The 26,805-nt window shown below is 41.3% G+C and carries 24 protein-coding genes; 13 read left to right on the plus strand and 11 right to left on the minus strand.

The window, feature by feature from the left end:
• Positions 1–351: 351 nt before the first annotated feature.
• From KSX81_RS25435 to KSX81_RS25495, 13 genes are all read left to right on the plus strand, one after another.
• Positions 352–1,554: a tyrosine-type recombinase/integrase gene (locus tag KSX81_RS25435; RefSeq protein WP_217725708.1), complete on the plus strand. Its 1,203-nt coding sequence runs from the start codon at positions 352–354 to the stop codon at positions 1,552–1,554.
• Between the two features lie 576 nt (positions 1,555–2,130).
• Positions 2,131–3,423: a protein kinase domain-containing protein gene (locus tag KSX81_RS25440; protein WP_254884190.1), complete on the plus strand. Its 1,293-nt coding sequence runs from the start codon at positions 2,131–2,133 to the stop codon at positions 3,421–3,423.
• A gap of 14 nt (positions 3,424–3,437) precedes the next feature.
• Positions 3,438–4,205, plus strand: coding sequence for a vWA domain-containing protein (locus KSX81_RS25445; RefSeq protein WP_217725707.1), 768 nt, complete (start codon positions 3,438–3,440; stop codon positions 4,203–4,205).
• A 15-nt stretch (positions 4,206–4,220) separates the two neighbouring features.
• Complete coding sequence (locus tag KSX81_RS25450) at positions 4,221–5,801, plus strand: protein phosphatase 2C domain-containing protein (RefSeq protein WP_217732864.1); 1,581 nt, start codon at positions 4,221–4,223, stop codon at positions 5,799–5,801.
• 11 nt (positions 5,802–5,812) lie between these two features.
• Positions 5,813–8,017 (plus strand): Hsp70 family protein, encoded by a 2,205-nt coding sequence (locus KSX81_RS25455; protein WP_217725705.1) that lies wholly within the window; start codon positions 5,813–5,815, stop codon positions 8,015–8,017.
• A 1-nt stretch (position 8,018) separates the two neighbouring features.
• Positions 8,019–8,555, plus strand: a complete 537-nt coding sequence (locus KSX81_RS25460; protein WP_217725704.1) for a LysM peptidoglycan-binding domain-containing protein — start codon at positions 8,019–8,021, stop codon at positions 8,553–8,555.
• Entirely contained in the window at positions 8,555–12,796 is a 4,242-nt protein-coding gene (locus tag KSX81_RS25465; RefSeq protein ID WP_217731680.1) for a hypothetical protein, read from the plus strand. Before KSX81_RS25460 ends, KSX81_RS25465 begins: the two co-directional genes overlap by 1 nt.
• Before the next feature lies 1 nt (position 12,797).
• Complete coding sequence (locus KSX81_RS25470; protein ID WP_217725932.1) at positions 12,798–13,073, plus strand: J domain-containing protein; 276 nt, start codon at positions 12,798–12,800, stop codon at positions 13,071–13,073.
• Between the two features lie 11 nt (positions 13,074–13,084).
• A complete protein-coding gene (locus tag KSX81_RS25475) occupies positions 13,085–13,558 on the plus strand; it encodes a nucleotide exchange factor GrpE (RefSeq protein ID WP_217725933.1) in 474 nt (157 codons plus the stop codon).
• Between the two features lie 15 nt (positions 13,559–13,573).
• Positions 13,574–13,732 (plus strand): hypothetical protein, encoded by a 159-nt coding sequence (locus KSX81_RS25480; RefSeq protein WP_217725934.1) that lies wholly within the window; start codon positions 13,574–13,576, stop codon positions 13,730–13,732.
• A 15-nt stretch (positions 13,733–13,747) separates the two neighbouring features.
• Positions 13,748–14,182, plus strand: coding sequence for a DUF1810 domain-containing protein (locus tag KSX81_RS25485; RefSeq protein WP_217725935.1), 435 nt, complete (start codon positions 13,748–13,750; stop codon positions 14,180–14,182).
• On the plus strand, positions 14,179–15,255 hold the full coding sequence (locus tag KSX81_RS25490; protein ID WP_217725936.1) for a hypothetical protein: 1,077 nt from the start codon (positions 14,179–14,181) through the stop codon (positions 15,253–15,255). Before KSX81_RS25485 ends, KSX81_RS25490 begins: the two co-directional genes overlap by 4 nt.
• Positions 15,215–17,362, plus strand: coding sequence for a hypothetical protein (locus KSX81_RS25495; protein ID WP_217725937.1), 2,148 nt, complete (start codon positions 15,215–15,217; stop codon positions 17,360–17,362). The genes KSX81_RS25490 and KSX81_RS25495 overlap by 41 nt, the downstream gene beginning before the upstream one ends.
• A gap of 62 nt (positions 17,363–17,424) precedes the next feature.
• On the opposite strand, the gene KSX81_RS25500 is transcribed toward KSX81_RS25495, so the two are convergent.
• The 11 genes from KSX81_RS25500 to KSX81_RS25550 all read right to left on the minus strand — a co-directional run bounded on the left by KSX81_RS25500 (position 17,425) and on the right by KSX81_RS25550 (position 26,742).
• On the minus strand, positions 17,425–18,699 hold the full coding sequence (locus KSX81_RS25500; protein ID WP_217725938.1) for a PcfJ domain-containing protein: 1,275 nt from the start codon (positions 18,697–18,699) through the stop codon (positions 17,425–17,427).
• 3 nt (positions 18,700–18,702) lie between these two features.
• Positions 18,703–19,125, minus strand: a complete 423-nt coding sequence (locus KSX81_RS25505; protein ID WP_022163543.1) for a PcfK-like family protein — start codon at positions 19,123–19,125, stop codon at positions 18,703–18,705.
• Positions 19,126–19,144: 19 nt separating this feature from the next.
• Positions 19,145–19,630, minus strand: coding sequence for a hypothetical protein (locus tag KSX81_RS25510; protein WP_217725939.1), 486 nt, complete (start codon positions 19,628–19,630; stop codon positions 19,145–19,147).
• 396 nt (positions 19,631–20,026) lie between these two features.
• Complete coding sequence (locus tag KSX81_RS25515) at positions 20,027–20,569, minus strand: hypothetical protein (RefSeq protein WP_217725940.1); 543 nt, start codon at positions 20,567–20,569, stop codon at positions 20,027–20,029.
• Positions 20,566–21,111, minus strand: coding sequence for a topoisomerase C-terminal repeat-containing protein (locus tag KSX81_RS25520; RefSeq protein WP_217725941.1), 546 nt, complete (start codon positions 21,109–21,111; stop codon positions 20,566–20,568). The genes KSX81_RS25515 and KSX81_RS25520 overlap by 4 nt, the downstream gene beginning before the upstream one ends.
• Positions 21,112–21,146: 35 nt before the next feature.
• Positions 21,147–21,863 (minus strand): hypothetical protein, encoded by a 717-nt coding sequence (locus KSX81_RS25525; protein ID WP_410492458.1) that lies wholly within the window; start codon positions 21,861–21,863, stop codon positions 21,147–21,149.
• A gap of 20 nt (positions 21,864–21,883) precedes the next feature.
• Positions 21,884–23,068, minus strand: a complete 1,185-nt coding sequence (locus KSX81_RS25530) for a DUF3991 and TOPRIM domain-containing protein (RefSeq protein ID WP_217725943.1) — start codon at positions 23,066–23,068, stop codon at positions 21,884–21,886.
• Positions 23,069–23,104: 36 nt separating this feature from the next.
• Positions 23,105–24,439, minus strand: coding sequence for an ArdC family protein (locus tag KSX81_RS25535; RefSeq protein WP_217725944.1), 1,335 nt, complete (start codon positions 24,437–24,439; stop codon positions 23,105–23,107).
• Positions 24,423–24,653 carry a hypothetical protein gene (locus KSX81_RS25540; protein ID WP_217725945.1) on the minus strand — a complete coding sequence of 77 codons (231 nt, stop codon included), beginning with the start codon at positions 24,651–24,653 and terminating at the stop codon, positions 24,423–24,425. Before KSX81_RS25540 ends, KSX81_RS25535 begins: the two co-directional genes overlap by 17 nt.
• 55 nt (positions 24,654–24,708) lie before the next feature.
• Positions 24,709–25,950 (minus strand): DNA mismatch repair protein MutS, encoded by a 1,242-nt coding sequence (locus tag KSX81_RS25545; RefSeq protein ID WP_217725946.1) that lies wholly within the window; start codon positions 25,948–25,950, stop codon positions 24,709–24,711.
• Positions 25,951–25,962: 12 nt separating this feature from the next.
• On the minus strand, positions 25,963–26,742 hold the full coding sequence (locus tag KSX81_RS25550; RefSeq protein ID WP_217725947.1) for a DUF4099 domain-containing protein: 780 nt from the start codon (positions 26,740–26,742) through the stop codon (positions 25,963–25,965).
• Positions 26,743–26,805 lie beyond the last annotated feature (63 nt).

The raw sequence follows: 26,805 nt of genomic DNA on the forward strand, positions 1-26,805 counted from the left end.
ATTAGGATTATCCATATTACCTCAAAATACCATAATATCCAATAAAATCCCATATTTAACATATTGTGAACAATATGTATAAATTCTATATTTGATACAAAATATTGATTATTATAGATTTAATGCAAGCTTTCTAAAGGGCTGTCCAATAGAGATATGTTTAATCAGGGATGATTATCTAATCATTTTGATATTCATCTATATATTGTAAAGCAGGTTTCATTATGTTCAAAGCAAAAAGAAATTTCAAAGAAAGTATAGAAAATAAAGTAATAAGACTTACTCCTATTATATCAGATGCAATCAGATTAAATAACTCGGCTATATAACAACTTATAAGATTTATGAAGTATGGCAACAATAAAAGTAAAATTTCGTCCTTCGACTGTCGCTGGTCGTGAGGGTACAATCTATTATCAAATTATACATGAGCGAAAGGTACGACAACTTCTTTCCAAATATCATGTTTTTCCTAATGAGTGGAATGAAAGTCGTTCGATGATGACAATCCCTTCTCATTCTGAACGGAGACCTTTTTTGCTTTCCGTTCGTGAACGTATTCGCTGGGATATGGAACGTTTGGTAAAAATAGATAAGAAATTGGAAACAACTGGTTTATCATATACAGCCGATGATGTGATTGAAGAATTTAACAAGTATGTCAATAATTATTCATTATTCAATTTCATGGAAAACATCATTGCTAAACTTAAACAGAATGGGAAAATTAGAACCGCTGAAACTTATAAGGTTACACTCAATAGTTTTAAAAAATTCAGAAAAGATGAAGATATAATGCTCGACAACCTTACTTCTGAAATCATGGAAGCATATGAAGCATGGTATCATAATCGTGGTGTCACCCCAAATTCAATTTCGTTCTATACCCGGATACTCCGTGCTGTTTATAACCGTGCAGTTGAAAATGATATTATAGAGAATCGTAATCCGTTCAAGCATGTTTATACCGGAGTTGATAAAACTGTGAAACGAGCTTTGTCACTACAAACCATAAAAAAAATAAAGTCTTTAGACTTGTCTTTGACACCTGCATTAGATTTTGCCCGTGATATGTTTTTGATAAGTTTCTATCTACGAGGAATGAGTTTCATAGATATGGCATTTTTGAGAAAAGCAGATCTTGTCAATGGATATATAACATATCGCCGTCGTAAAACTGGGCAACAACTTATTATTGAATGGACGAAAGAAATGCAGTTTATCCTTGATAAATACCCAGATAATGTAACTGACTACCTGTTACCAATTATCAAAAATCCAGGAACAAATGAAATATACACTTATCGTAATGTTGGTTATAATATAAATCACAATTTGAAAAAAATAGCTCAAATGGTCGGAATTTCTATTCCGCTAACTCTATACGTTGCCCGCCATAGTTGGGCATCAGCTGCTAAAGCAAAAGGCATTCCAATAAGTATAATTAGTGAAGGAATGGGACATGACTCGGAAACTACAACTCAAATCTATCTTGCTTCACTTGATTCCTCAGTAGTTGATAAGGCTAATTCGCTTATATTGAAAAGTCTTTAAGATATGTCCATTCTAGGTTTAGGAATTGAAACGTTTTTGTTTAGTTATCATACAATTCTCTAAATAAGAGATTGAAAGATGTATTTAGTTATTGATTTTCAATTTTTTATATAAACAAATTTTATTTCTCGCTAAACGAGCTATGCATTCACCAATAAAATATTTGTGAATGTTTAATTATAATCACACATATATGTTTTTCTTTTTGAGGAATATGACTACCTTTGTGTTTGAGATAAGTATCTCTTATTTAGAGATGCTTGAATAATAATACAATGACACGGATCAAAAAGGAAAAATTATACATAGATTATTTCATCTTTGATTAAAAATGGTCCTTAGTTAAAATGTTTATAAAATATACAAATCTCTTAAATAGAGATACTTAACTAAGCACAAAGATAGACAATTAATTGGAAATTAGGAACTACAATACTGTTAAACATAAAAATATGGAATTATAATTTTCTTTTTGTTTTATATTTCTGTTTCCAATATCCACTAATACATTATCTTTTAATGCTTAATATGTTATCACATTCTCTATTTAAGAGATAAGGTGAAAATTAAAATAAAATGGCAGAGTTAGCATCAAATACAATAATTAAACTTACTAATGGTAAGTGTTGCCGAGTTGTTGAAGAACTTGGTCGTGGTGGACAGGGTATAGTTTATAAGGTGGATTATGAGGGAACTTCTTTTGCACTGAAATGGTATATTTCAGAATGTAAATCAGCATTTTATGCTAATTTGGAAAACAACGTAAAGAATGGTGCTCCTAATTCCTCTTTTTTGTGGCCAATTGCAATAACAAGTCCTAATCAGTATGGTAGTTTTGGATATATCATGAATCTGCGTCCGAAAAATTACGAGGAAATCGGAGCTTTTATGCTTGCTAAAACACATTTCGCTTCACCTGGCGTTCTCATTGAAGCTGCCCTACAAATATGTTCAGCTTTTCAAAAACTTCATATCGCAGGATTGAGTTATCAAGATATGAATGACGGGAACTTTTTTATCAATCCTAAAACGGGAGATGTGCTTGTTTGTGATAATGATAATGTTGCTCCAAATAAAGTAAACATGGGAATTGTTGGTAAAAGCGGTTATATGGCACCAGAAATTGTCGCTAAAGAAGCAATGCCTGATAGATACACGGATTACTTTTCTCTTGCTGTTATACTGTTTATATTATTTTACCTAAATCGCCCATTTGAAGGTAAAAAGGTTCTTAGCTGCCCTTGCTTAACGGAAGATGCAGAGCGTATATTGTTTGGAAAAGATTGTGTTTTTATTATGGATCCATCAGATGATTCTAACCGTCCCGATCCTCGTTTCCATAAAAATGTGATGCGTCGTTGGCCTCTATTCCCTCGTCTTTTAAGAGAAACATTTATAAAAGCCTTTTCTAAAGAAGCGATACAAAATCCCACAAAACGTGTAATGGACAAAACTTGGCAACAAGTCCTTCTCCAAGTACGTTCTCAATACGTAAAATGTCCTCATTGTGGAAATGAAACTTTTATTGACCCAGAAGCAGTAGGTTCTAAATGTATTCGTTGCAAACAAGTCATAAACCGTCCTATGGTTTTAAAAGTTGGGAACTATCGTATTCCAATGTTGGAAGGACAAAAAATATATAAATGTCAATCACAAGCGTCTACTAATGTAGATCTTTCCGAAGTTTTTGGCATTGTTATAAAGAATCCTCAAGGTAAGCTTGGAATTAAAAATACATCAAAAGTTACATGGGCAGTAGTCTTACCTAATGGAGAAGTTCGTAATATCGAAGATGGGCGTGGTTTGCCTATTTTGCCAGATTTAAAAATAAAGTTTAATCATGACGTGACGGCTTTAATCACGTTGTAAAACGAAAATAAAAAATGGAAAATGATCCTTTTGCAATTGTAGATGAAATACCTCGTAAGGTAATGACTCTATTTTATTTAGTGGATACATCAGGAAGTATGTCAGGAGCCAAAATTGGAGCTTTGAATACCGCTGTACGTGAAACTCTTCCTATTATTAAGGAAATATCTGAAAATAATTCTGATTCAAAGATTAAAATTGCAGTTTTGGAATTTTCAAGTGGCTGCGAATGGATGTATCCTACGCCAACTGAAATTGAAACTTTTGAGTGGCGTGATTTACAAGCAGGCGGGCTAACCTCTCTGGGTGAGGCATATGACAATCTCTCACAAAAACTTTCACATAGTCATGGATTTATGATGGAAGCTACCGGTTCATTTGCTCCAGTTATTATTTTGCTTTCAGATGGTGCTCCAACAGATCATCCTGAATATGCGCTTGATAAATTAAAAGCGAATAATTGGTTTAAGGTTGCTACTAAAATAGCCATAGCTATTGGAGATGATTGCATTAAGCAAACTCTCATTGATTTTACAGGAAACGAAGAAGCTGTTTTAACCGTCCATAATGTTGATGAGTTAAAAAAGATAATAAGAATGGTATCCGTGACCGCATCTAGAGTTAATAGTAAAAATACATCTGTAGGTAAAGAAGCTCCAGATAAGGCAACAGAGACTGTAACTACTATCAAAAATGATATTGTAAATGATCCAACCTTAAAAGGTATTGACGTTGGTTCATCCACAACAAATGCAGGTACAGACGATTGGGCTGGCTGGTAAATTAGTTTAATGGATATGATAACTTTTTATACACAAGCGTTAGGTTCAAGTCATCTTGCCTCTAAGAAACCGTGTCAAGATAGTGGAATACACTACAATAAGGATGGGGTGTATATTGCTATTGTATGCGATGGGCATGGTGGAGAGAGTTATGTCCGAAGCGATAAAGGTTCTCGTATTGCAGCCGAAGTCGCTAAAAATAAAATTCTTGAATTTGTTAAATCAACTCCTATTGAAATCTTTGCAGGTAAAAAAAATGCAGTAACAGTTGTTCCCACAAGAGATCCTAGAATAGATAAGCAAGGACATAAAAGAGAGGTTTCCATGCTTTCAGAGAGCGAGATGGAACTGCTTAAACAAAATATTCTGTATACAAAAGAGGTAGAACGATACCCCGAAATGGAATCCCTATTTCGAAAATTGTTTACGGATATATATGAATCTTGGAAGTCAGAAATAAAGAATGATGCTCAAACAAATTCTTTTAGTGGCAAAGAAAAGGAAAAGATTGGTTCATCTCGCCTTGAAAAGGCTTATGGTTCGACATTGATGGCAGCAGTTCGTACCCCTAGTTATTGGTTTGCATTTCACATCGGAGATGGCAAGTTATATGCTTGTGACAAACTAATGAAATGGTATGAACCTGTACCATGGGATTGTAATTGTTTTTTAAACATTACGACATCTCTTTGTGACCATACTCCTGTGGAGGAATTTAGATATGCTTTTGATGGAACTGGAGACTTCCCTCTGGCTTTTGCTTTAGGTAGTGATGGAATTGATGATACTTTTATTAGAACTGAACTTATTCACAAATTCTATAGCAAACTATTGTGTCTACTAGAAGGACATAAGCAAGAAGAGGTTGAAACTCTTTTGAAAGAATCTTTATCAAATTTGAGTGAACGAGGTAGCCATGACGATATGTCTGTAGCTGTAATAGTAGATGAACATGATTTACCAACAGCTGTAGAATATTATAACGTAATTTCTGAGGTACGCGCATTAAATGCTGAGAGGGATAAACGTCAGAAAGAATTGTTACAGCTATGTGAAAAAATTAACTTAGCAGAAAGTGATGTTGTCAAGAAAACTAACAATCGTGATAAATTGGCTTCTGACAATTGGAATTGGTGGTTAAATGTACGGCGACAGAGAGAAAAAAATTCGTACTGTTACAAAAAAAAATCAGACGAAGTATGTGCAGCACAAAAAACACTTTCTGATTTGAAAGTTAAAAAAAATGAGCTTGAAAAATCATTTTCTGAATGGGAAGAAGAAAGTCGTAAACGAGTTGGACAATTAAAACAACAAGCTGAATCAATTCGAGTAAACATTGATTTTAATACACCATTAGTAACAGAATCTGAGAATAATGCAATAAACAATAGTCAAATTCAACAACTAGGTCATGAGGAGAATAGATTACCATCAAAAATCTCATATTCTTGCGATGATACACAAACAGAAATTTCAGACTCCCCTAATATGGTTTATAAAAAAGCCAATGATGCAATGATGTCAGAAGAAGGAATTGCTCAAATGGACAAAGAAGCAGATGCTCAAGCAAAAGAAATATTAAATAATCACAATTAAGTTTATTTGTAATGGGAAAAGCAATTGGTATAGATTTAGGAACAACAAATTCTGTTGTTGCTTATAAAGATACAGCCGTAAAAGTTATTCAGACTGGTGCAAATAACGAGGATTTGTGCCGTTCTTGTGTTGCCCTTGATAAAAGTGGACAATTCCTTGTTGGTAATGCTGTTTATAAAAATTGGAAAAGATATTCACCTAATATTGTCGTTTCTGTTAAACGTCTTATGGGAACTGGTTTTTCAGATCCTCGTGTACAAAAAATGCGTGCGGATAGCAATGCGTATCCTTACGGAATAAAAAAACCATCAGGCGGAACAGAGGAGGCTGTAGCTATTGTACTTCGTGGTAAAGAATACAGTCCGGAACAAATAAGTGGTGAAATTCTTAAGGCATTAAAAACTGATGCTAATACAAAGTTAGGAGATGTGACGCATGCTGTAATTACGGTTCCTGCGTATTTTACCGAAAAACAGAAAACCGCAACAAAAAAAGCAGCTGAATTAGCAGGGCTTCATGTTCAGCGATTGCTTGCTGAACCTACGGCGGCAGCTATATCTTATGGTTTTGACCAAATGATGCCAGGAGAAAGCAAACAAGTATTAGTTTATGATTTTGGTGGAGGTACTTTTGACCTTTCAATACTTATGGCAGTAGATGGCCAATTCATAGAATCAGGAAGTGGTGGTGATCGTTGGCTCGGTGGTGATGATATAGACCGCTTGCTGTCTGATTTTGTATGTAAGGAAGTAGAAAAAAGAGACGGGTTTTCTTTATCAGAACTTCTTGAAGAAAAAACAGAAAAAGAGAAATCCGAATTTATTGGAGGTTTAAAGTCGGGTATAGAAGAAGCCAAGAAAAGTTTGAGTCAAGTAGAGAATGCAACAGTTTACTTTAGCGACTTTCTTGAGAATGAAGACGGAGATCCTGTTGAAGATTTTGTTATATCTCGTTCCACATTTGATACTCTTATAACTCCTCTGATTAAGCGTACTATTGATCTAATAGACGAACTACTGGAGAAAACAGGAATACCCATTGAAACTATAGATAACATTCTTTTGGTTGGAGGTTCCTCATGTATACCTCTTGTCCGAAAGATGTTATCAGATAAATATGGTAGTGATAAGGTGCTTTCTTCTGAAAAACCAATGCTTGCCATAGCTGAAGGTGCTGCAATTTTAGCACAATCATTACCCTCTGATGAAGAGGCTATAACTGCAACTAATATTGAATCTGCAGAAAATCAGATAGGTGTGGTTTTAACAACAAAACATCAAACGTTTATTCAGTTAGAGAATCCAGATGGATCACACCGAATGGAGAAAATTATAGATAGCCAAGAAGTTCTTCCTTTTGAAGGGAATAAAAAATTCCGTACAGTAAGTAATAATCAAAAGATTGTAGAAATAAAACTGTTTACTGATGCAGAAAATGGTAGTTTTATAAAAACGGCATCAGGATTCTTTACAATTTCTGAAAATCTGCCAGCAATGAGTGATCTTAATTTCACTTTTAATCTTGATGAAGATGAGACAATGACAGCTAAAGTTAAGATTGTAAAAACTGGAAAAGTAGCGGAAATACGTTTAGGTCGTGGTCAAAATGATAGTAGTTGCCTTTCTGAACTCTCTCAAAAAATAGAGGATGTGTTAAGTAATCCTCAAATTTCGGATTCGAAAAAAGCAACTTTCATAGGGGAAATGCAACAAATAATTGATACAATCAACAAAAACAATTATACTCCAACAGATTCAAGGTGGGGAGATTTTGAAGAGGAAATTCGTGTTGCTCATACCCGCGCTTTAATGGGGGATAAACAAGAAAATAATATCGGTGAAATATTCGCAACGATACTTCTTGGAGAATTTAGTCGCTTCCTTAGTACTGAGGATGAAACAGAAATGAGAGAATTACTTTTCAAGATAAAAAATTCTAATGACAATTTTGAAAAAGATTCTATCCGACAAGATCTTGAACGAATTGCCAATAAGTATTCCCTGTTAATACATATATTTATGTTCAAGCTTATAGGAGATAATTCAAGTAATCCACAAGTTGCAGGACGTGCTGTATGCGTTTATGACGAAATGGTTAACGCTCTTAATAATAACAATATCAATGAAGTAAATGAACTAATCCGTTCAAATGGAGATCTACTAGAGGAAATTCAAAGCGGTTCTATAAATATCGGAATGGGTACAGGTTTAGCATAAAATGAAAGATTCAATAAAATGTCCAATTTGCGGTAAAAATGGCATACCAGACTTCCACAAGGAAGATGTGGTATGCCCTTGTTGCGGGTCTGATTTGTCTGTATATCATAGATTGTCAGACTTATCAGAAAAAAGTATAGGTAACTCAACAAACACTAAAAGGTATAATTATTTAATATCCCTTGTAAGTGTTTTGGTATTTATCTCTGCTATCGGATGTGTATCTCTGTATATTCGAGAAAAACAAATTAATGAATTATCTGCGAATAAGCAAATAATAGAATTGCAAAAACAAAATTCTATATTAAATGACAGCATTATGTCTTTAAAAAAGAAAATTGTTGCACAGTCAGAACAGCAGGAAAAAACATTCGAAAGTATTCGTACTTATGTAGTAAAAAAAGGTGATAGTTTTTGCAAGATAAGTAAACAGCTATATGGAACAGAAGCAAGGTATATTGAGATTGTCAAATTGAATAACTTGAATGCAGAAACAGTTTTGCACGAAGGCGATTCGCTAAAAGTATCAGAAAAATAATGGGACTAGTTTCTTGGATTAAAGATAAATATTATAATCACAAATTTCAAAAGGCAAAAGAAATCCTTAGGGAAGGAAAGAGTGAACAAGCAATTGAGATTTTCAAAGAAATTCTCAATTATCATCCTGATGCACCTTCTGAATTACTTTCTATTTATCATTCAATTATATATCAAGGAGATAGCAAAAGAGTATCGGACGTTGCATCACTATATGAAAATCATCATTCATTAAAAAAAGAATGTGTTGATTTTGCAAGAAGTCTTGAAGTAAATAATAATGTTCGATTACGCATAAATTATTACCAAGCATTATATAGTAAAGGTATTTGCGAATTACTCAATCCGTTTGTGACTTCTACTGTTAAGTTTGTTCTTGAAAATGACTATATTGACAATTTGCAAACTTTTACAAATGATAGTTCGCTGCTATATTCTTTGTCAGAGTCAATTCTGATCGAAGCTCAGAAATATTATGCACAAAAAGCAAATTTAGAAAAGAGCAAAAAATTGTGTCTTTTAATTAGACCTTATTTAACTTCTAAAGATTTTTATGAATTATATTCAAATGTTCGCTTCGATATAATTGCCCAAGATAACATTACAAAAGAATCAGTTAAACAATTAGATGTATTATTTAAGGATATTAAAACTGTTTATCGGTTGTCAGATGCCACTCTAAATACTTTTACAAATAAAAGGTTAGAACTGGCAAATACGTTATTGGAACAAAAAGATTACATTGCCGCTTTGCTTATAAGTCAGCTGTTAATAGAGAAATCGGTTAAAGCTCGTAAAATTTATGCAGATTCGGCTTTGAAGTTATATACTTCAGCTAATTCTAAGGCTGATTCTATTGAGTCTGAAACACTTTATAAATGTCTTGGAAATGACAATTCTGTATTAGTAAGTACTTTAGAGCCATTTATCCCATATTCAACGCATAAGAAAAAATATATATCTGTCGTAATCTCAGAATTGTCAAGATTAATAACTACCAATCAACAAACACAAGCTGAAGTTCTATTTAATAAGGCCTGGGGATTTACTTCGGATAATAATCTTATAAAAACTGTTCTTTCAAATGGGTCTAATGATAGTAAAACTCATTTTGCAACTCTGATTATAACTTCCGATAAAACATTTCTTTCAAATAACTCTAGTTTAATGTGTTATGTGGAAGAATTGTCAAAATTAGAGAATGTAGAGTTTATTGTTTCGACATTGGAAATTTTACTTGGAAAAGGTAAAAATGTAAAATCTAATTATGAAACCCAAATACTTAGATTGGCCAAAGTTGCAAAAAATAAAAGCCGTAAACGGGTAGAAATAATAGAAAGAGGTCTCACAAAAATTAAAGCTAACAGTTTATATGGAGCCGAAGCAGACTATCTTAATGACTATATAGATAGTGGATGTTATGATTCCAAATTTGCAAGGAATATTTCATCTTCTCTAATAGCTCATAGTGATTTAGCTGAAATTCTTATTGCTAAAATATCAATTGACGAAGCTGTAAAAAGTCCAGATTCTGAATACAGAGAAAAGAAACTTCGAGAAGCGCTAACTATTAAAAACACTCATGATAAATTATTTAATAAAGCTGTTTATGAAACTTTATTACCTGAGATTCAAAAAAGGATAATTGAACTTGCGAAAGAAATATATGTAACTGATCAAATTCGTGCAATAGAACTGTTGTATTTACTCCGTGATAATAGCTTGTCATGGTTCGATACTTATGCGTCACTATATTTGGAGTTAATACAAAATAAAGATGGTTCTGAAGAAATTGCCTCTAAAATTCTTAGTATTATCGCAGAAGGGGCAGATGGTGATTCGGCTACATACGATAATTTATGGTCTAAATATGTTTCCATAAAATGTTTGATCATTTCTTCAACAGATAATGATGACGCTATTTCAAATCTTACAAACTTACACTCTGAATTAGAATCTCTATGTAGTTCAAATAATAAAAAAGATTTACAAAAAGAAATTTTATCTATTCTAAGTAAGAGACTTTTAATTAGAGCAAAAGAATGCGAAAAGAATAAAGTATATGATAAGGCAATAGAAGACTATAATCGAATCATTAGTTTATCAGGAAAATATTCTGATATAATGGCTAGAATTTTTATTTGCAAACTTAAAGATCGACAACTATTATTAGATGCCGATAAAGATGAGATTGACAATTTGCTTTCAACAAATAAAAATAAAAAATACCAGCAAGATTTAGCGTATCGCTGGTGTATATATCTTATATCTCAAGGTTTGATGGAAAAAGCAGAAGAAATAAATGTGCGAATCCTTAAAACGGACAATGAGATAGCTCAAATATGTCAAGAAGAACGTATTAATACTCAACAGCGTATTCTTGATGAGTTGAATCAACGAATCTGTAAACTTAATCAATCTGAATTAACTCCGGAAGAAGCTATTGCTTTTGGACAATCTTTATCTAAAACATTGAGTGATATTAGCTTGATTGTTCAGGTCTCAACACAGAAAAGCAATATTCTCAAAGAATCAATAAGACTTTATGCCATTGAAAAATTCTATCAGCAAGGTAATTATCTCCAATGTATAAATGGATTGAAAGTTCATGATTCCACATATTTATCAGATCCTATCGCTTTACGTAATATTGCTATTATGAGTCTAAATGCGGCTGAAAATGGATTATTGACAAAATCTAATTATAAAGAATTACTCGCTATTTGGGCAACTACAATTTATCAGCAAAAAATTTTTGTTGAGTCGTTAAATTATACTTCTTGGGATGATCCATACACGTTTACTTTAGAATCTGCATTAGGTCAACTTGATTATAATAAAGAAGGTCTGCCAGATAATGTTAATTATGAAACGCCTTCTGATAATAATGTAATTTCTATTCTTGAAGTACAAAAGACTCTACTGTCAAGAATGGAAACAGCTATTCAAGACAATCTTGAATACCAACACTTTTTTTCATCCCAACTTGAAGCAATGGATAAACTTGCGGGACAAGAACTTGATGAGCCTTGTGAACTAGTAGCACCATATATGCTAGAGATCTCGAATACCTATAAAAATGATGTATCAAAAGCACTTGAGATAGAGGCTGAAGGGCATTATGGAAATTGGGAAATGATTCTTGAAATAGGATGTCTTTATGGGCTAAACAATGGAGATTTTAATAACTATGCTTCTGCTTTGGATTCCTTAAACACTGCGATTACATCTATTGAGCGGAAACAAGAGATAGAACGTTCGTTCTCTCAAATGCGGATCTCGCAAATTAAGGAATTTGACGGTCTTAAAAATAATCTGATTTCATCTGTTACTACTGCTATTAATAATGATATATCACAAAATATAGAATACTTCAAATTTTATTCTGAATATGGAATAGTAGTTAAGAATATAGATGATGATACATTGGCCTTTATATTTTCTAATTATATTAATCAACAAGTTGTCAAAGCTCTTAATAACAAGACTCAGACATTGGCAAAAGGAGCACCTATACTTTTTGAAATATATAATTTCTGTAAATGTAATCCCCATTTGAAACGTAATCTTGAAAATATAGTCGAAGCACTCATCCATAATTATATATCAGACGGTGATGAAGAAAATCTTACTGTATTGGACAATACTTTAGCTGCTACACGTGAATTTGATCCTGTTGTTGTAAAATCTCTGAAAGGTAATGGAGAGGTTCCTGAAGAAATGTTAGTATTACTATTCTCTTCTAATGAAAATAGATTCAATATGTTGAAAACAAAAATTGGAAGAAAATCTTCTACGATTCAAAATCAATTTACAGCAACTACAGCTAAAATTTCAATAATAAAAGTCCAAATAGAATTAAGTCAAATTGTTGATCAGGTTAATAATAATACGATAAATAAATGTGATGCGCTTCAGAAAGTATATAATATCTACAAGAATAACAAAAGCAATGTTCCGGTATGCAAAAACTTAGCAACTTTAATTCCGATGTGTATTATGGAATATGTTATTCCTGATAAATATGGAAAAACAAAGGTGGAAGCTGTTCTAGATTCCCTGAAATTGAATATGAGTCCAACATTCAAAACTCAGAACTCAGAAATAGGCGAAGCTTATACTATGATTTGGAATCAACTTCCTTACAATGCTCGAAGTGCAATACAAAATAATCCTTGGTCATTAAATGAGCAAGGTCAAGCACTAAAAAAAGGATTAGATTATTTAAAAGATTTAAGATAAAATGAAGAATCCATATACAATATTGGGAGTATCTCAAGATGCAACAAATCAAGAAATAATGCGTGCTGTTGCTGTTGCTATGCGTAATCGTATTTATTCAACACGTGAAATTGCGGAAGCTCGTGCTATATTATCAAAGCCAGCGTCTCGTTTGGCTGCAGATTTTACGTTTCCGATATTTCCGAAGCGGAAAAATATAACACCAATAGAACCTACATTAAAATCAACAGGACTTACTGTGGATAAGTTGAACATAGACAAATACGATTCTTTATAAAAATGACAAAAATGAAAACATCTAATAAGATTATAACAGATATAGAATTATGTCGTTCTGAAATAGAAAATAAAATACAAGATTTTCAGCGTATTATTCTTGAACAGAAACATAAAATAGAAGATCTCGAAAATGAAAAAGAAACGGAACTAGATTCCATATTCAAAGATTTACTTAGCGTTATTGATGCTTTTGATAAAGCTGATCGACGTTTGGCAGAACAGTATTCTGAAAATGAAGACATTCAAAAAGCACGTAAGAGATTTGCAACATCAAAAAAGAAACTTTTGGAAATCTTGAATAAAAATAATGTTAATGAAATTCTATTTCCAGATGGTCTTGCAACACTCGAAGATTGCCAAGTTGAAGATACTGAACCAGACTCAACTAAACCCAATAACACCATTATTTCGATAGAAAAAGCTGGTTATCGTCGGAATGGCCGTTTACTTCGGTTGGCTGAGGTAATAGTAGTTAAAAACTGACTTAAATGGGTATATATGATGAAAATACGTGGTTTTTCATTTTCCATCAGGCGTGCACTTGGTATAACACAGATAAAACAGAAAATTGCCCGGCAAACAGGTGTTCCAACATCAAAGGCTGGATTAGAACGAAAGATAGGTAAAGCTATTCTTGATTTTTTGTTAAAAAAATAATTATCCAAAGAAAATATGGAGCAAGACAAGTATAATCTTCAACGCTTTATAGAAGCACAAGATTTGATATATCCTATAGCTCTCAAAGAGTTGCAGGGAGGCAGGAAACGAGGGCATTGGATGTGGTATATCTTTCCGCAACTCAAACAGCTCGGGTATTCTTTTAACTCAAAGTTTTATGGAATATCCGGAATAGAGGAAGCTACTGCATATTTAGGGAATCCGGTTCTCGCCCAACGGCTGAGAGAGGTTTCAGAAACAATACTTCATCTTTCTACCAATGATGCCGTTGAAGTATTCGGAGGCATTGACAGCCGTAAACTCTGTTCCTGCATGACGCTCTTTGACATCGTTTCGCCTGATGAAGTCTTTGCCCGAATTATAGACAAGTATTTCAATGGGCAGCGAGATAAATGTACAATTAAAATAATCAATCATTTGAGTACATGAAACACCTTCTCTTATTTCTCGCTTTATTTGCAATACTCGGTAGTTGTCGCCATGTAAATAAAACAGATTTTTCTCATGAAGAGAAAAATAGTGTGTATTATTGGAAAACAGTATTTGCACCGGATTCGTCCGATTTCGCATTCATGCGCAAGCACGATATCGGACGTATTTATTTGCGTATGTTTGATGTGTCGGTTGATAACGTTGGTACGATTGACGGAAACCGTACTGTTCCAAATGCCACTATGAGGATTCCGGAAGAGACTTATTATATTTATATATATAACGATTCTTTGGGTTTTATAGAATTTGTTCCTGTGGTGTATATTACATTGGATGCGATGAAAGATGCAAAAGGACATGAAGGGCAGTTGGCCAAAAATATCGTGACGCGTGTCAAGAATATGTGTTCATATAACGGATTGTCAAACGTGTCCGGATTGCAACTGGATTGTGATTGGACAACTTCTACTGAACGTTCGTTTTTTGCGTTATGTGATTCTGTCCGATATGAAATCCGCAAGCAGGACCTAACTTGGACTCTTAGTTCGACAATCAGACTACATCAACTGGCACAGAAGGTTCCACCGGTTGATTACGGTGTGCTGATGGTTTATAATACCGGAGATTTCAGTGACCCGGATGCGGTAAATTCCATCTTAGACCCCAAAGATATAAAGCCATATCTGAAATATCTGAGTGATTATCCATTGCACCTTGATGTAGCCTATTCCACCTATTCATGGCAGTTGTTGTTTCATAAACGCCAGTTTGTCGGTCTGTTGAATGGGATAAACGTACAAGATTCCACTAAGTTCAAAAACACTAAGAATCATCATACTTACCAATGTCTTGAAGATACTCCTTATAAAGAAATGATAATCTGGAAAGGAGACGAGATTAGAGTAGAAACCTCCAAATATCAGGACATAATAAGCGTAAAGTCCATGATAGAGCAAGAGCTATCCAATAATTCGTACAGTAATATTTTATATCATTTCGATTTACGCAATCTCTCAAAATATACAGACGATGAAATCAAAAAAATACTCTCTACTTCTGAAGTTAAGTAGCATAGTAATAATAGTATTTTCCGTATCATTCCATGCCAATGCTTGCGGTCCGTATCCTCCGATAATACCAACACCCAAGTTCTTCACATCCAATTGGGACGGCTTGCTTACTAAAGACTTTTACAAGCAGGAGAACTTGCGGTTGTGGCAAAAACTGACTTCTGAAAGAATACCATTAAACGACATTGAGCAGGCGGTATATAAAGATAACAGTGATACAGTCAATGATATAATGTTCAGTTATGACGAAAGTGTAAGCACGGATAATTTATTCTATATCTATCTGAAAAATACTCACGATTCGGAATTAGCTGATTTTTTGAGTACAGCCAAAGAGTTGGAAAAACGCAGAAATGAAATCAATTCACCGTGGTACTACCCATCATCCAGAGATTCAAGTGATGTAACAGGTGATTTCCAGGATATAATTGACAAGTGCAAGAGTTACACCGGAACCCGCATCAAGGACCGTTATGCCTTGCAAGTGGTACGGGCACTTTTTGCTTCACGTTGTTACGATAAATGTGTGGCATATTTCAATGAGGCTTTTCAGGAAATTTCTGATGACAACCTGTTCAAGCGTATGGCACAGGGGTATGTAGCCGGATGTTGGTACCGGCTGGGAAATGTTGATATGGCAAATGAATATTTCGCCCAATCTGGTGATTTTTATTCTATCAAAACCGACAATCCTGTTGCGTTCATGGCAGAACGCAATCCAGACAACCCGGAATTATTATCATACATCCAGACTATCTCAAATGATTCTGCCGAGTTTTGTGCAATAAAATCTGTTGCAGAAAATGTGCTAAGCAAGAAGAAAGTAAACAATCGTGGTGACTGGGAGTTTGCTTTGGCATATATGTACGGAGAGTTTTACTCTGACAGTCGCAAAGCCTCGCAGTATATCCGTAAGGCTTTGCGGCACACGTTTTCATCAGACGATTTACACGACCATGCCCGTGCCTATCGCATGAAGATAGATGCAGAGAACGATGATAATTCATCACTTTTGTCTGATTTGAAATGGATGGAATCAAAGATTGACATATTTTTGCCAGATGCTGTGGAATGGAACAGAATGATGCAGAACATAGTTTATGCCAGCCTGATTCCGAACTTGTGGAATAATAAGGACTATACTACAGCTATATTACTATGCGGTTATGCAGACAATCTGCTTGCCACCAAGCAACGCCATGATGAAATAGAGACAGATTATACATGCGCTTTTTGGGGAGGAGCTACCCAAACACAGACAATTGAAGAAATGAGAAGAAGTGAACGATTTTGGAATACGCAAGATTACAGTTCTCTTTCTTTTCAGTTGATGGGGTCTCTTTCGTCCAGTCAACTTATAGACGTGAAGCGGGGTATTGCTTCTGAAAATAAATTGTTTACTTATCTGAAAAAGTATATCCGGCACGATTCAGACTATTTCAATGAACTTATAGGAACTCTTGCCCTCCGTGAGGAAAACTATCAAAGGGCTGTCGGATATTTTGCCAGTGTTTCTGATGAATATTTGCAAGCCATGAATGTATATAAGGGAGGCTATCTTAATCGGAATCCTTTCTATGCTTATCCGGACAGATGGTCTAAAAGCGGAGAATGGGAATGGGAGGCACAAACTGTCAATAAACCATTGCAAGACTCCCAAAGAATTAAATACAGGTTTGCCAAAAGAATGTTGGAATTGCAAGACCAGATGAAATACGGAAAGACTGCCGACATACGAGGTATGGCACGGTTAAAATATGCCATAGGCCGTCGTAATTCTTTTGAAGAGTGTTGGGCTTTAACCCAATATTGGCGTGGAGAATATATCGGCTTGTTTGAGCCTCGATTGGATTATTGGTCAATTGATTATATAAAAGGTTATGATGACATCCTATACGATTACAAGCATTCTGTCGGGCATAAAAAAACAGAAGAAATCTATCAGGCAGAAATTAAAAAGGCTTTGGAAATGTTCCAGTCTGAGGAAGCTAAAGCCGAAGCAGAATATATATTGGGTAATCTTCGCACAATTATAAAGTGTTATGGTAATACCACTACTGCACGATACATCAAGAAGTCTTGCGATAATTGGCATTCCTGGTTATGATGCAAAGGCACTCCGTTCCACGCTTCCCAGCGTAGAACGGGGTTCGGAACATATATCAGAAATCATGCTGTTTTTCTTGCCTCCAGGAAGCGGTGTGCGTTATCATTGACCAATTTGACAATCCGGTCGTGGTATTCCGTGTTGGAGTTGCACACTCCACGGCTCTGTATCACCTTTCCCTCTTTCAATGAGAACTCCACGGTCTCAATGCGGTTTCCTTGTCGGTCGTGTGCAGAAAGGATAATACTGTCAGCCTTTGCATAGTATTCACACTGGAACACGCAATGGTGCATGTGCTCTCCCTCCTCCTTGTAGGCTTCAATGGAGTCAAGCACGGAAATCTCAATGTCGCTGTCGCTGATGACAATCCCGAAGAAACAGGACTTGTCCCTGTAAAACTCGGTCTCATGCTCCTTGGCTCTCTGCATACGCTCCCTGTTTCTGCGCCTCTCTTCCATGCCGTTTACTTTGGCCAGCCACCTGTCATGCTCGGCTTTGAGGTTTATCGGGCAGATATACCTCGGGCTTCGTGTGTCCTTTCCGCACCGTTCAAGTAGTCGGACGGTGTCGCACCACGTTCCGTAATCAACAGGCCGGTAATGATGCCGTGAGGCAACCTTGTACGACTGCCAGCACCTGTCCAGTTCGAACGTATTGCTGACGAAATAGGCAACCGCCTTGCGGTCTTTGGCTTTCATCATGGTTTCGATGCGGTGGTCTGACAAAAGAGCCTTTGCAAGACGCATGGGGTGGCAGTCGGGAAGCCTGCCTCTCATGCCGTTGCGTCTCAGTCCTGCCGTGGCTGAATAACGGGGATAGACATACGTGTTTGAGATAACCCAATGCACATCGGACATTTGCCTTAACTCAATATCGGTCATCCAGTTGAAGCTGTCCTGATAATAGCCTATCGTCCTCGCCCTTGAAGTGACGGCAGTCTTTCCGTCCTCACCAAGCCACAGACGGCATACCTCCCAACAGGTATTTTTCATCGGCTCGCCTTTCCTGTAACAGACATTCAGCAGGAACACACGCTGCACCTGCAACCCGTCAACGGCTTCAAGGGTAGAAAAATAGCTTGTCTCCCTGCATTTCCGTTTCATCGTGTCCGTCACCTGCAAGCGGTGTCCGCAATGGTGGCAACGTATAAACTTTCCCTTTCCCTTGTAGTCAAACTTCCCTCCGCAATCGCTGCACGTGCATTTGTGGCCGGAAGTACGGAAAGCAATATGCGATACCACGTTTTTGACAGCCCACTCCACGGCTTTCGGGCTGATGGCGGACAGCCCCTCGTTGGAGGCTGCCACCGTCTTTTCAAATTTCGTTCTCGGTTTCATGGCTCAAAAATCAAAAAGTGAGAGTTCGGGTTGTTTGGGCTCGGGCTTCTTTGCAGCCTTGGGCTTGGAGTTGCGTTGCTGCAACTTGCGCATTTCCTCGTCCTGGTAGCGTTTGAGCGCAATGGCTCGTTGTTCCGCCTTTTCCTCCTCGGTCAGTTCAATGTGGTGATTGACAACGACCGAGCAGTTTATTGGCTTGCCGATGTCCAGTGTCGGCTCGTCTATCGCATGGACTGCCATGGAATAGATTTCCTCGTCCGCAAAGCCACAACAGCCGGATTTCTGCACTTCGTTGAGTATGAACGTGACCACATCATCAATGGTGCGTGTCGTGGTCTCGTATTTGGCACGGAAGAGTTCGTCCTCTTTTGCCCTCTTGTCAAGATAGTTCCTGATGATTTCCTTGAAATGTTCCGTTCCTTTCATGATATTTCTGTTTTAAGTGTTAAAAACGATAGCCGATTACCGCCCCGATATATAGTTTTTCCCCTGCTGCAAGTGTTTCAACCAACCGCATGAGTTCCCTTGACCGTTCAGCAGTTCCGTGTTCGTCACAAAACTCCGTGATGAAAAGGCAGTCCGTGGCGAGCGGATTGAGAATGGCTTTCTGAAGGTGGTAGACAGTCCCTGCCCATTCCATGATGTTCTTCTCGGTGAGTGCGTCCGTCCGTTTGCGGATAAGGTCAAGATAAGTCTTTCGCCACTCCGTGAAGCCCCCGTTATAGGTCAGCGTCTCGTCCGCATTGAGGGTAAACATACCCTCGGGCAAAATGCGCTCTGCAAGGTTCATAATTTCCCTTTTGCGGTCTTCGCTGTCGATTTCACAGGTGTAGTCCATATAGACCATATCACCCTGTCCCACGTGTTCGATGCCGATATACTCCCTTTTTTCTATCGGTCTGTTGCTGAGTTGAAAAATAGTGCTGAACATAATTTTAATATATTTATGTAATTCTTAATTCTTTTCCCTCTTGTCTGAAGCCTTACGGCTTCTCGCATCCGGGGGATTTTTACGATACTTACCCACACGGAGGGCTTAAAGTGGCAAAAGGCGGACATGGCAAGCGGAAAGCGGACGGAATACCCAATTTGGCACAAATTGCGGAAGGCTGCCGGCCGTTTTCCGTGCGGCCAAGCATAGCGGTGTTTGCCGCCGCCACGGCCCTCCGTTATTTTGTATCGGAAAATCCTCGGATGCGCCAAGCCTTGAGGCAGACAGGGACATCGCCATGTCCCGATTATTTCGGATTCAATAAATGACGGCATAAAAAAAATCCCGACACCGACGTGCCGGGACTCTGAAAGGGTACATAAAATTAAAGTATGCTTAAACCAGCGGTATTTCAAACGACTTGATTACGCAATGGGCCTCCTTGTCGAGAATGAACCAGTATTCGGAGCGGTAGGGTTTTCCTTCCGCCGTTTTCGCCTCGAACTCAATCTTGACTTTCCACCCGTTGAAAGGTTTTAGGGTCTTGCCGTTCTGACCACCGGGAATTGTGAGCGACCGCAGGACGGCCATGGCTTCCATCTGCCGCTCCATCAGCCCGGCCATATCCCTGTTGTCCGGGTTAAAATTCTCCAGCCCATTCGTCTCTTTCATTACTTTTTCGTTGATTTTCATCATCGCCATGGAGAGTGCCATCTTTTCCTCCGTGCTCACGTACTCCCTGCCGAAGACGGAATCCGCCTTGCTGATACCGATGATCCTGACGGATTCGGGATTGTCCACCGAGGCTTTCAGCGCAAGCTCCGCCACCTCCACGGCTCTCTTGCCGGGGTTGTCTGGCCGGAACATGAAATAGAACACACTGCCCCAGAATAGGATACCGGTAATCAGTATCACAATCAACAACGTCCCCTGTCTCATACCTTGATGATTTGAAGTTTGTCGGGAGACACTCCGAGCCGCTTGCGGTACACGGTGCCGTCCTCACGATACATTTCCAGTTCAGTAGAAGTGATACCTTTCTCGCATAGTTCCCTGGCTTCCGCCAATGTCAGTTGGTGTCCGCCGATGTTCCTCCAGATGGAGAATGAACACGGTGCGGATTCGTTGTTGTAGTTGGAGCAGTTGAACGCCCGGCTCCCGACACGTATCTCTCCGCCGCAGTGCGGGCATTTGCCGATGAACGGCTGCATCAGCACGCTGCCGTCGTCCGCCAGCTCCAGCACGGTCGGGAACGCCTTGCCCTCCTTGGAGGTGAAGCCGTCCAACAGGACATGCCGTTTCTCCAGCAGTTCCGTGATTTCCGCATCGTTCATCTTGCGGTTGCCGATGATGCCGTTGATGTTCAGCACGCAGGACGGCCGTTCCCCGATGTTGTGCTCGCAGCGGTAGCCCTTGCAGGTCTTTACTACGCTACTGCCGCACAGGGGGCAGCGTCCGATGATTCTTTTTTCAGTTTCCATGATTGTTGATGTTACGTTGTTATTTTTTTGTCTTTTCAGAAACCCCGGTTCCATTCGGCCACGATGCCGCCGACAATGTTCTTGCCGGACATCACGCTTGCCCAGCCTTCCGGGTCGAGCGAGAACCAGAGGTCGTTCCACGAGAGCGTACGCACCTGCCATGCCAGAATGAACAGGTCGGTGTTGATGGCCTCCAGCCTCGTCACCACCTCGTTGGCGATGTAGTAGCGTTCGGAGGAACTCAACAGGTTCACCTTGTGCTTCCCGTTCTTGCCGTCCGTGCCGCCCACATCATAGCTTCCCGATGTCACGAGCTGTTTCATGAACGGGTAGAGCGCAGCCATCTGTGTGGCGGCATCCGCCAGCTCGTCCGACACCAGTGCGGCGATGGCAGTTCCTTTCAGGTTGCCGCCCACCGATTTCAGAAGCAGGTCGCAGTTCCTGGGGATTTCCGTCGTCACCAGTTCCCCTGCACGTTTGATCTGGTACAGGTTCTGTACCGCACCCTGGGCGTTGGAAAGGTATTCCAGCATCTTGTTCTCTACATTATGTACCCGGTCGAGGGCCACTGTTACAGCGGTCTCTGCCGCAATGATTTTCTCCTGCCTTTCCTTGCGCTTCTTGTGGATGCTTTTTAGCTCGGCTGTCTGCGCGATGACCGCCCCAGTCAGTGCCGGGTCGGTCTGCTGGGCGAATACCGGCAGATTTCCTGTCATGCAACCGCAAATGACGGCGATTATTTTCAGTTTCATTTTCAATGATTCCATATACCTTACATTTTAAGTCCAGTATTCCGATATTCGGCCAGCTTCCGTTCCCGGTCATCCTTGTTGGGGGAAAGGACTGGTTGTAAAGGCCTGTTCATCAGGCAGTCGTTCCAGTCCTTGAAAGCCTTTGGCGGTGGCCACTGTCCCATGCGGTAGCGGATGCCCAGACACTCGCCGGCCTGTGCCGTCAGGGAACGTTCCGTGTCCAATACGAAGGATTTTCCTTTCGCCTCTATCCGTATGCCGTCCTCCGCCTTATGGATTTTCATCGGGATATTTTCCAGCAGAGCCATCATGCGAAGCCCGTAGATGCGCCCGGCAAGGTCGTTGTCGAAACAGTCGAAGGCACGGGCATGGGGAAAACGCTCCATGACACCGGTTATCTGCCTGTCCGAGAACGTGCCGCCGAGCGACACCAGTGCCACTTCCGCATTTAGCCGTGCCCGGTTCACCTGGTAGAATGCCATCGCATCGAAAGCGGACTCACAGAAGAACACGCTCCGGACCGCCTCATGGTTGCCGCCCGTCAGGTCGGCCACCCATGCCGAGGAGGAGGAATCGGTGCCGGCCGCCTTGGACTTGTAGCCGCTGTGCCCCCGTATCTCGTAGCCCCTGACTTCATCACCCCGTGCGTCCGTGTAGGGAAAGCCGATGTTGTAGCCGTCGAACTTGCCGTTCCGGCGGTCCCGTATGAGGCAGACGAACGGAGAAAGCGCCCTGACAGTCTCGGCGGAGATGCCCCTGAGGGCGAACAGTCCCGGTGTCTTCTCCGTATCGACAGGCTTCACTTCATACCGTGAACTGTCAAATACGGCAGTGTGCATGGCGGATTTCACATACTCGCGGTCTTCCCGGTATTCGGGTTCGGGCATGTTGGCAAAGCGTGCCATGACCTTGGCGATTTTCTGCCACTCGTCCTTGCCCGACACCGTGAAGGAGGAAAGGTTCTCCCGTATGAGCGTGACCACATCGCCTTTCGAGCCGTCCCTGCGGAAGAACGTCTGCGCCGCCTTGTTGTTCGGGTGGCTGACGATGATGGTGTCACGCCTGTCCCTGTCTTCGCCCAGCACCAGCTCGATGTACCTTCCCACACCGGCCTTGCGGTCCAGACGGTAGCCCAGGGCGTATGCGATGTCGTCAATGCCCACACGGGATTTCAGTTCCTTGAAGTTTACCTTGTAGTCCGTCATAAGTCCGTCCGTATTACGGTGATATTCATATTCTTGTTAAATGCTGATTCCCGTACCGGCTTTCTGCGTGCGCTGCATGACCGCCAGTTCCGGCCCGTAGGTCTTGCGTGCTGTCATGTTCAGGAACGCCGCCTTGTCCTTCATGTCGGTGAGCTGGAAGAAGGTTTTAGCGGTGTCTTTCGACACTTTCTTCAGTCCCAGTTCCACCCCGTCGTAGGAGGCGCGGATGGCATAGTCACCGGAGCGTGTCTTGACGATGGCCGCATTCTTGAAAGGTACTTCCTCACCGGCATCCAACGGAGCCAGCGGGTCGTTCTTGGCCAGGTACGGCTGCTCGCCGAGTGCCAGCCGCTGCTTGTCCACGTGGTCGAGAATCAGGTCCGAAGCCCTGTTCACGTCCGCCATGACGGAGACGATGAATTTCGGTTCCTGTTTCAGCGTGCCTATCCACGAGTCCAGATAGGCAGCGGAGTTGTCGGTCACTTTGGAGTCAAAGCCCATGGAGTGGCTGATCATGGCAGCCGTGAGTTCGGCCACCAGCTCCTCCTTGGCGTACTTCGGATCGCCGAAGCGTCCGCCCGTTTCACGGTTGAGCCGTTCGGGTGTCATGGTGGAGTGCGTCATTTCGTGCAGCATGGTGGAATAATACTCCATGCCTCCCCGGTAAGTCTCCTCCGGCATGCTGCCGATGTTAAACTGCGCCTTCATAGGCACCACGATGCGGTCCTGCGAGGGAGAGTAGAAAGCCCCGTCCACACGTTTGTCCGCCTGTATCGGGCAGAGCCACTGCTGCGTCTGCACCATGCGGTCGAGGGCGGCATGGGCGTACATTCCCTCCGTGTCCCGAAGTTCGGGCACCTTGAACCTGTCAAGGAGTTTCTGCATCCTTTCCGGCTGTATTTCGGCCAGGTTGGTCTGCGCCACGTTATAGACAGGGAAGGACTTGACGAACGGGATGGCCTCCAGCCTCTGCCGTTCCTCCTTCGTCATGGCACGGTACTCGTCGGAGCTGATGCGCCTGCCGTCCCTGTCCTTTACCAACATGTCCCAGTACACCACGGGGAAGGCTTTCTCGCCTTTCAGGACATGGGCTTTCAGGTTATGGGCCTGCTTGAAGGTCAGATAGACCGGGAGCTGATACCCCATGGCGGCCGTGTGCAATTGCAGGAAGAAAGAGTTGGAACCGGAGTAGTTGCGTCCTCCCACGTTCTGCGGCAGCCCGGCATAGCCCGATTCGCCGCCTATCCAGCCTTTCTTCCAGCCGGTTTCCTTCATCTGCTGCATACGCTCGATCATCATTGCCGTAAACCGTTCCAGTGCTGCCTGGCCGGAACCGCCCGATGACGACAGTGAGTTAGTTCCATATGCCATAGTCCTCGTCGTCCGTTAGCTGGCGGTCCATCCCTTTGGTGTCCGTCTGTTCGACATAAAACTCCGCCGACTCGTCCGACGGGTCCGTACCGTGGGCACGGCACCAGTCGAGGTAGTCCTGTGCGTTCTCTCCCTCCATGACAAAGCGGAGGAAACCTATCTTGCCTTCCTGGAGGAGTTCCACCAGCTCCTCGTGTCTCATTGCTTTTGACATAATCGTTTACTGTTTTTAATGTGATATGAATTATTAATTACTCTTTCTCATTCAGTTACATTTTCATGGAAGCTGATTTTTCCACCCTGGCGGTGTTGCCCGCCAGCATACCGGTGATTTCCGTGTTCAGGTACTTGGCCGCTATCTGCTCCCGTGTGGCGGTCTTGGTCTTGAAGAGCGAATAGCCGTCGTCAAAGGAGATTTCATGCCGGGAGGTCTTGCCCCTGTCGCCCATGTCCACCGACACTTTCCACTTGTTGTCGGCATGGTCCTTGGCCACACGGACACCCTTGGGGTCGATGCCTTCGGGCAGCCGGTATTTCTCGTAGGCGGATTTCAGGTGCAGCCGCTCGCCGAAGTTCCTCTCCACCAGCTGCTCGGGTGTCATCACCCGGTCGAAGTAGGCGTTCAAGTCCTGACGGGAGGCGACGGCCGACATCTTGGTGTCACCGACCTGCGCATAGAACTTGTACTTGCCGTAATCGGGACGCTGCTCGTCCTTCTCCTTGTACACGTTGAACTTCTCCACCGTGACGCTGCCCTCCGGCCCGTCAATCGACTTGGGCATCCGGAAAGCCTCTTCGGGCACTTTGGGCATGAGCTTGGTCGGGTAGTAGCGTTCCATCAGCTGGGGTACGGTCATCTCTTTCTTCTGGTAGGCTGCCAGGTCGGCCGCATCCATTTTCTGCGGTTTCAGCTGCTGTCCGTCAATCTTGGCGGTGAAGTACCAGTCCTCCGGGTTGTCCTTGCTCTGATAGGCATGGCCGTGCGTCACTTTTTCACCGTTGGCCGTCACCATCTGCGGCTCACGGGGCTTGCGCTCCTTCCCGGCTTCGACTTTCGTCTCGTCCTTCTTCTCGTCAGCAGGTTTCTCCACGGCAGCGTTTCCCACTGTCTTGGCAGGCTCTTCCTGCGTAGCCTTCTCTTTCTTTTTCTTTGCCATAGCTTCATTGTTTGGAGTTATTTCTTCTTGCGTTTTCGCTTTCTTCATCAGCTTCGGGTCTTCAACCGCATCACAGATGGCGACCCTTTGCCCCGAACGGATCAGTTTGGGCAGATACGTGTCCAGGGCATGATGGGGAAACCCGGCCAGCTTGACAGGCTCTTTCTCACCGGGAATGATTTTCTCCGAAATCTTCAAGGCAAGCAGTACGGAAGCCTTGACGGCATCCTCCCTGTACAGCTCATAGAAGTCCCCGTTGCGGAAAAGCAGCATCGCGTCCGGGTGCTTCTTCTTCAATGCGTCAAACTTTCCGAGAAGGGTGGCATCCTTGTCTGTATTCTCTTTCTTGGCCATGGGAAACTGATTTTAGATTTTGAGACCCTTGGATTCTTTCGGGGAGGAATGGAACTTCAATGCCCGCTCCTGCGACTGACGGTCAACCACCTTCAGGTATTCCCAGCGGTTTTTGTCCGTCATCACCAGTCCGAGGTATTCGGGATGCCGTTCGTCATAGCGGAGTTTCTGCTGCCGTTCCCATTCTTTCAGGTCGCCCTGTATCACCTTGAACCCCTGCGGTTCTTTGAGGTCCACGCCGACGGATACCTTTTCACCGCCCACGTTCAGCTCCACGGGCTTTCCCTCACGTACCTGCTGCTTCTGCTGTGTACCCAGCTCGATGTCGTTCACCTTCTCCATGTCCTTCAGCTTCTGTTCAATCTGAACATCCGTTACCCGTCGGTGTATGACGGACTTCGTTTCGGGGTCAAGCTGGAGATACTGCCGTGTCTTCTCGCCGTTAATTTCCACGGCTTTCTGAACCACCTCACCCTTGTTCAGTCTTGCGGCTTCTTGTTCCGTCAGGCGGAGTATGCCGCTACGCTCCGCTTCGAGAGCGGCACGGACAGGATAGGCCATGAGTACGGGATTGCCGTTCTTGTCAGCGGTCATCTGTAATTTGAGCGGTAACGTGATCACGTCACCATTTCGGGTACTTATCGACACCTGCATGAGCGGTGTGACCTCGCCGGAAACAAGCCTGTCCTTCACCTCCTGTGGCAGAAGGTCGGCCTTTTCCCGGTCGATACCCAGTGCTGCCAGTCTCTCGTATGGCAGCATTTCGGGTTGATTTCTGTTGTGCATTTCCATTTTACTGTTGTTAAGCTGTTAATTTTGCGGCCGTGGCCGTCTGATTGCCACAAAATTATCCGC

Origin of the sequence: Bacteroides sp. MSK.18.37 (assembly GCF_019129155.2) — a bacterium.
GTDB lineage: Bacteria > Bacteroidota > Bacteroidia > Bacteroidales > Bacteroidaceae > Bacteroides > Bacteroides ovatus.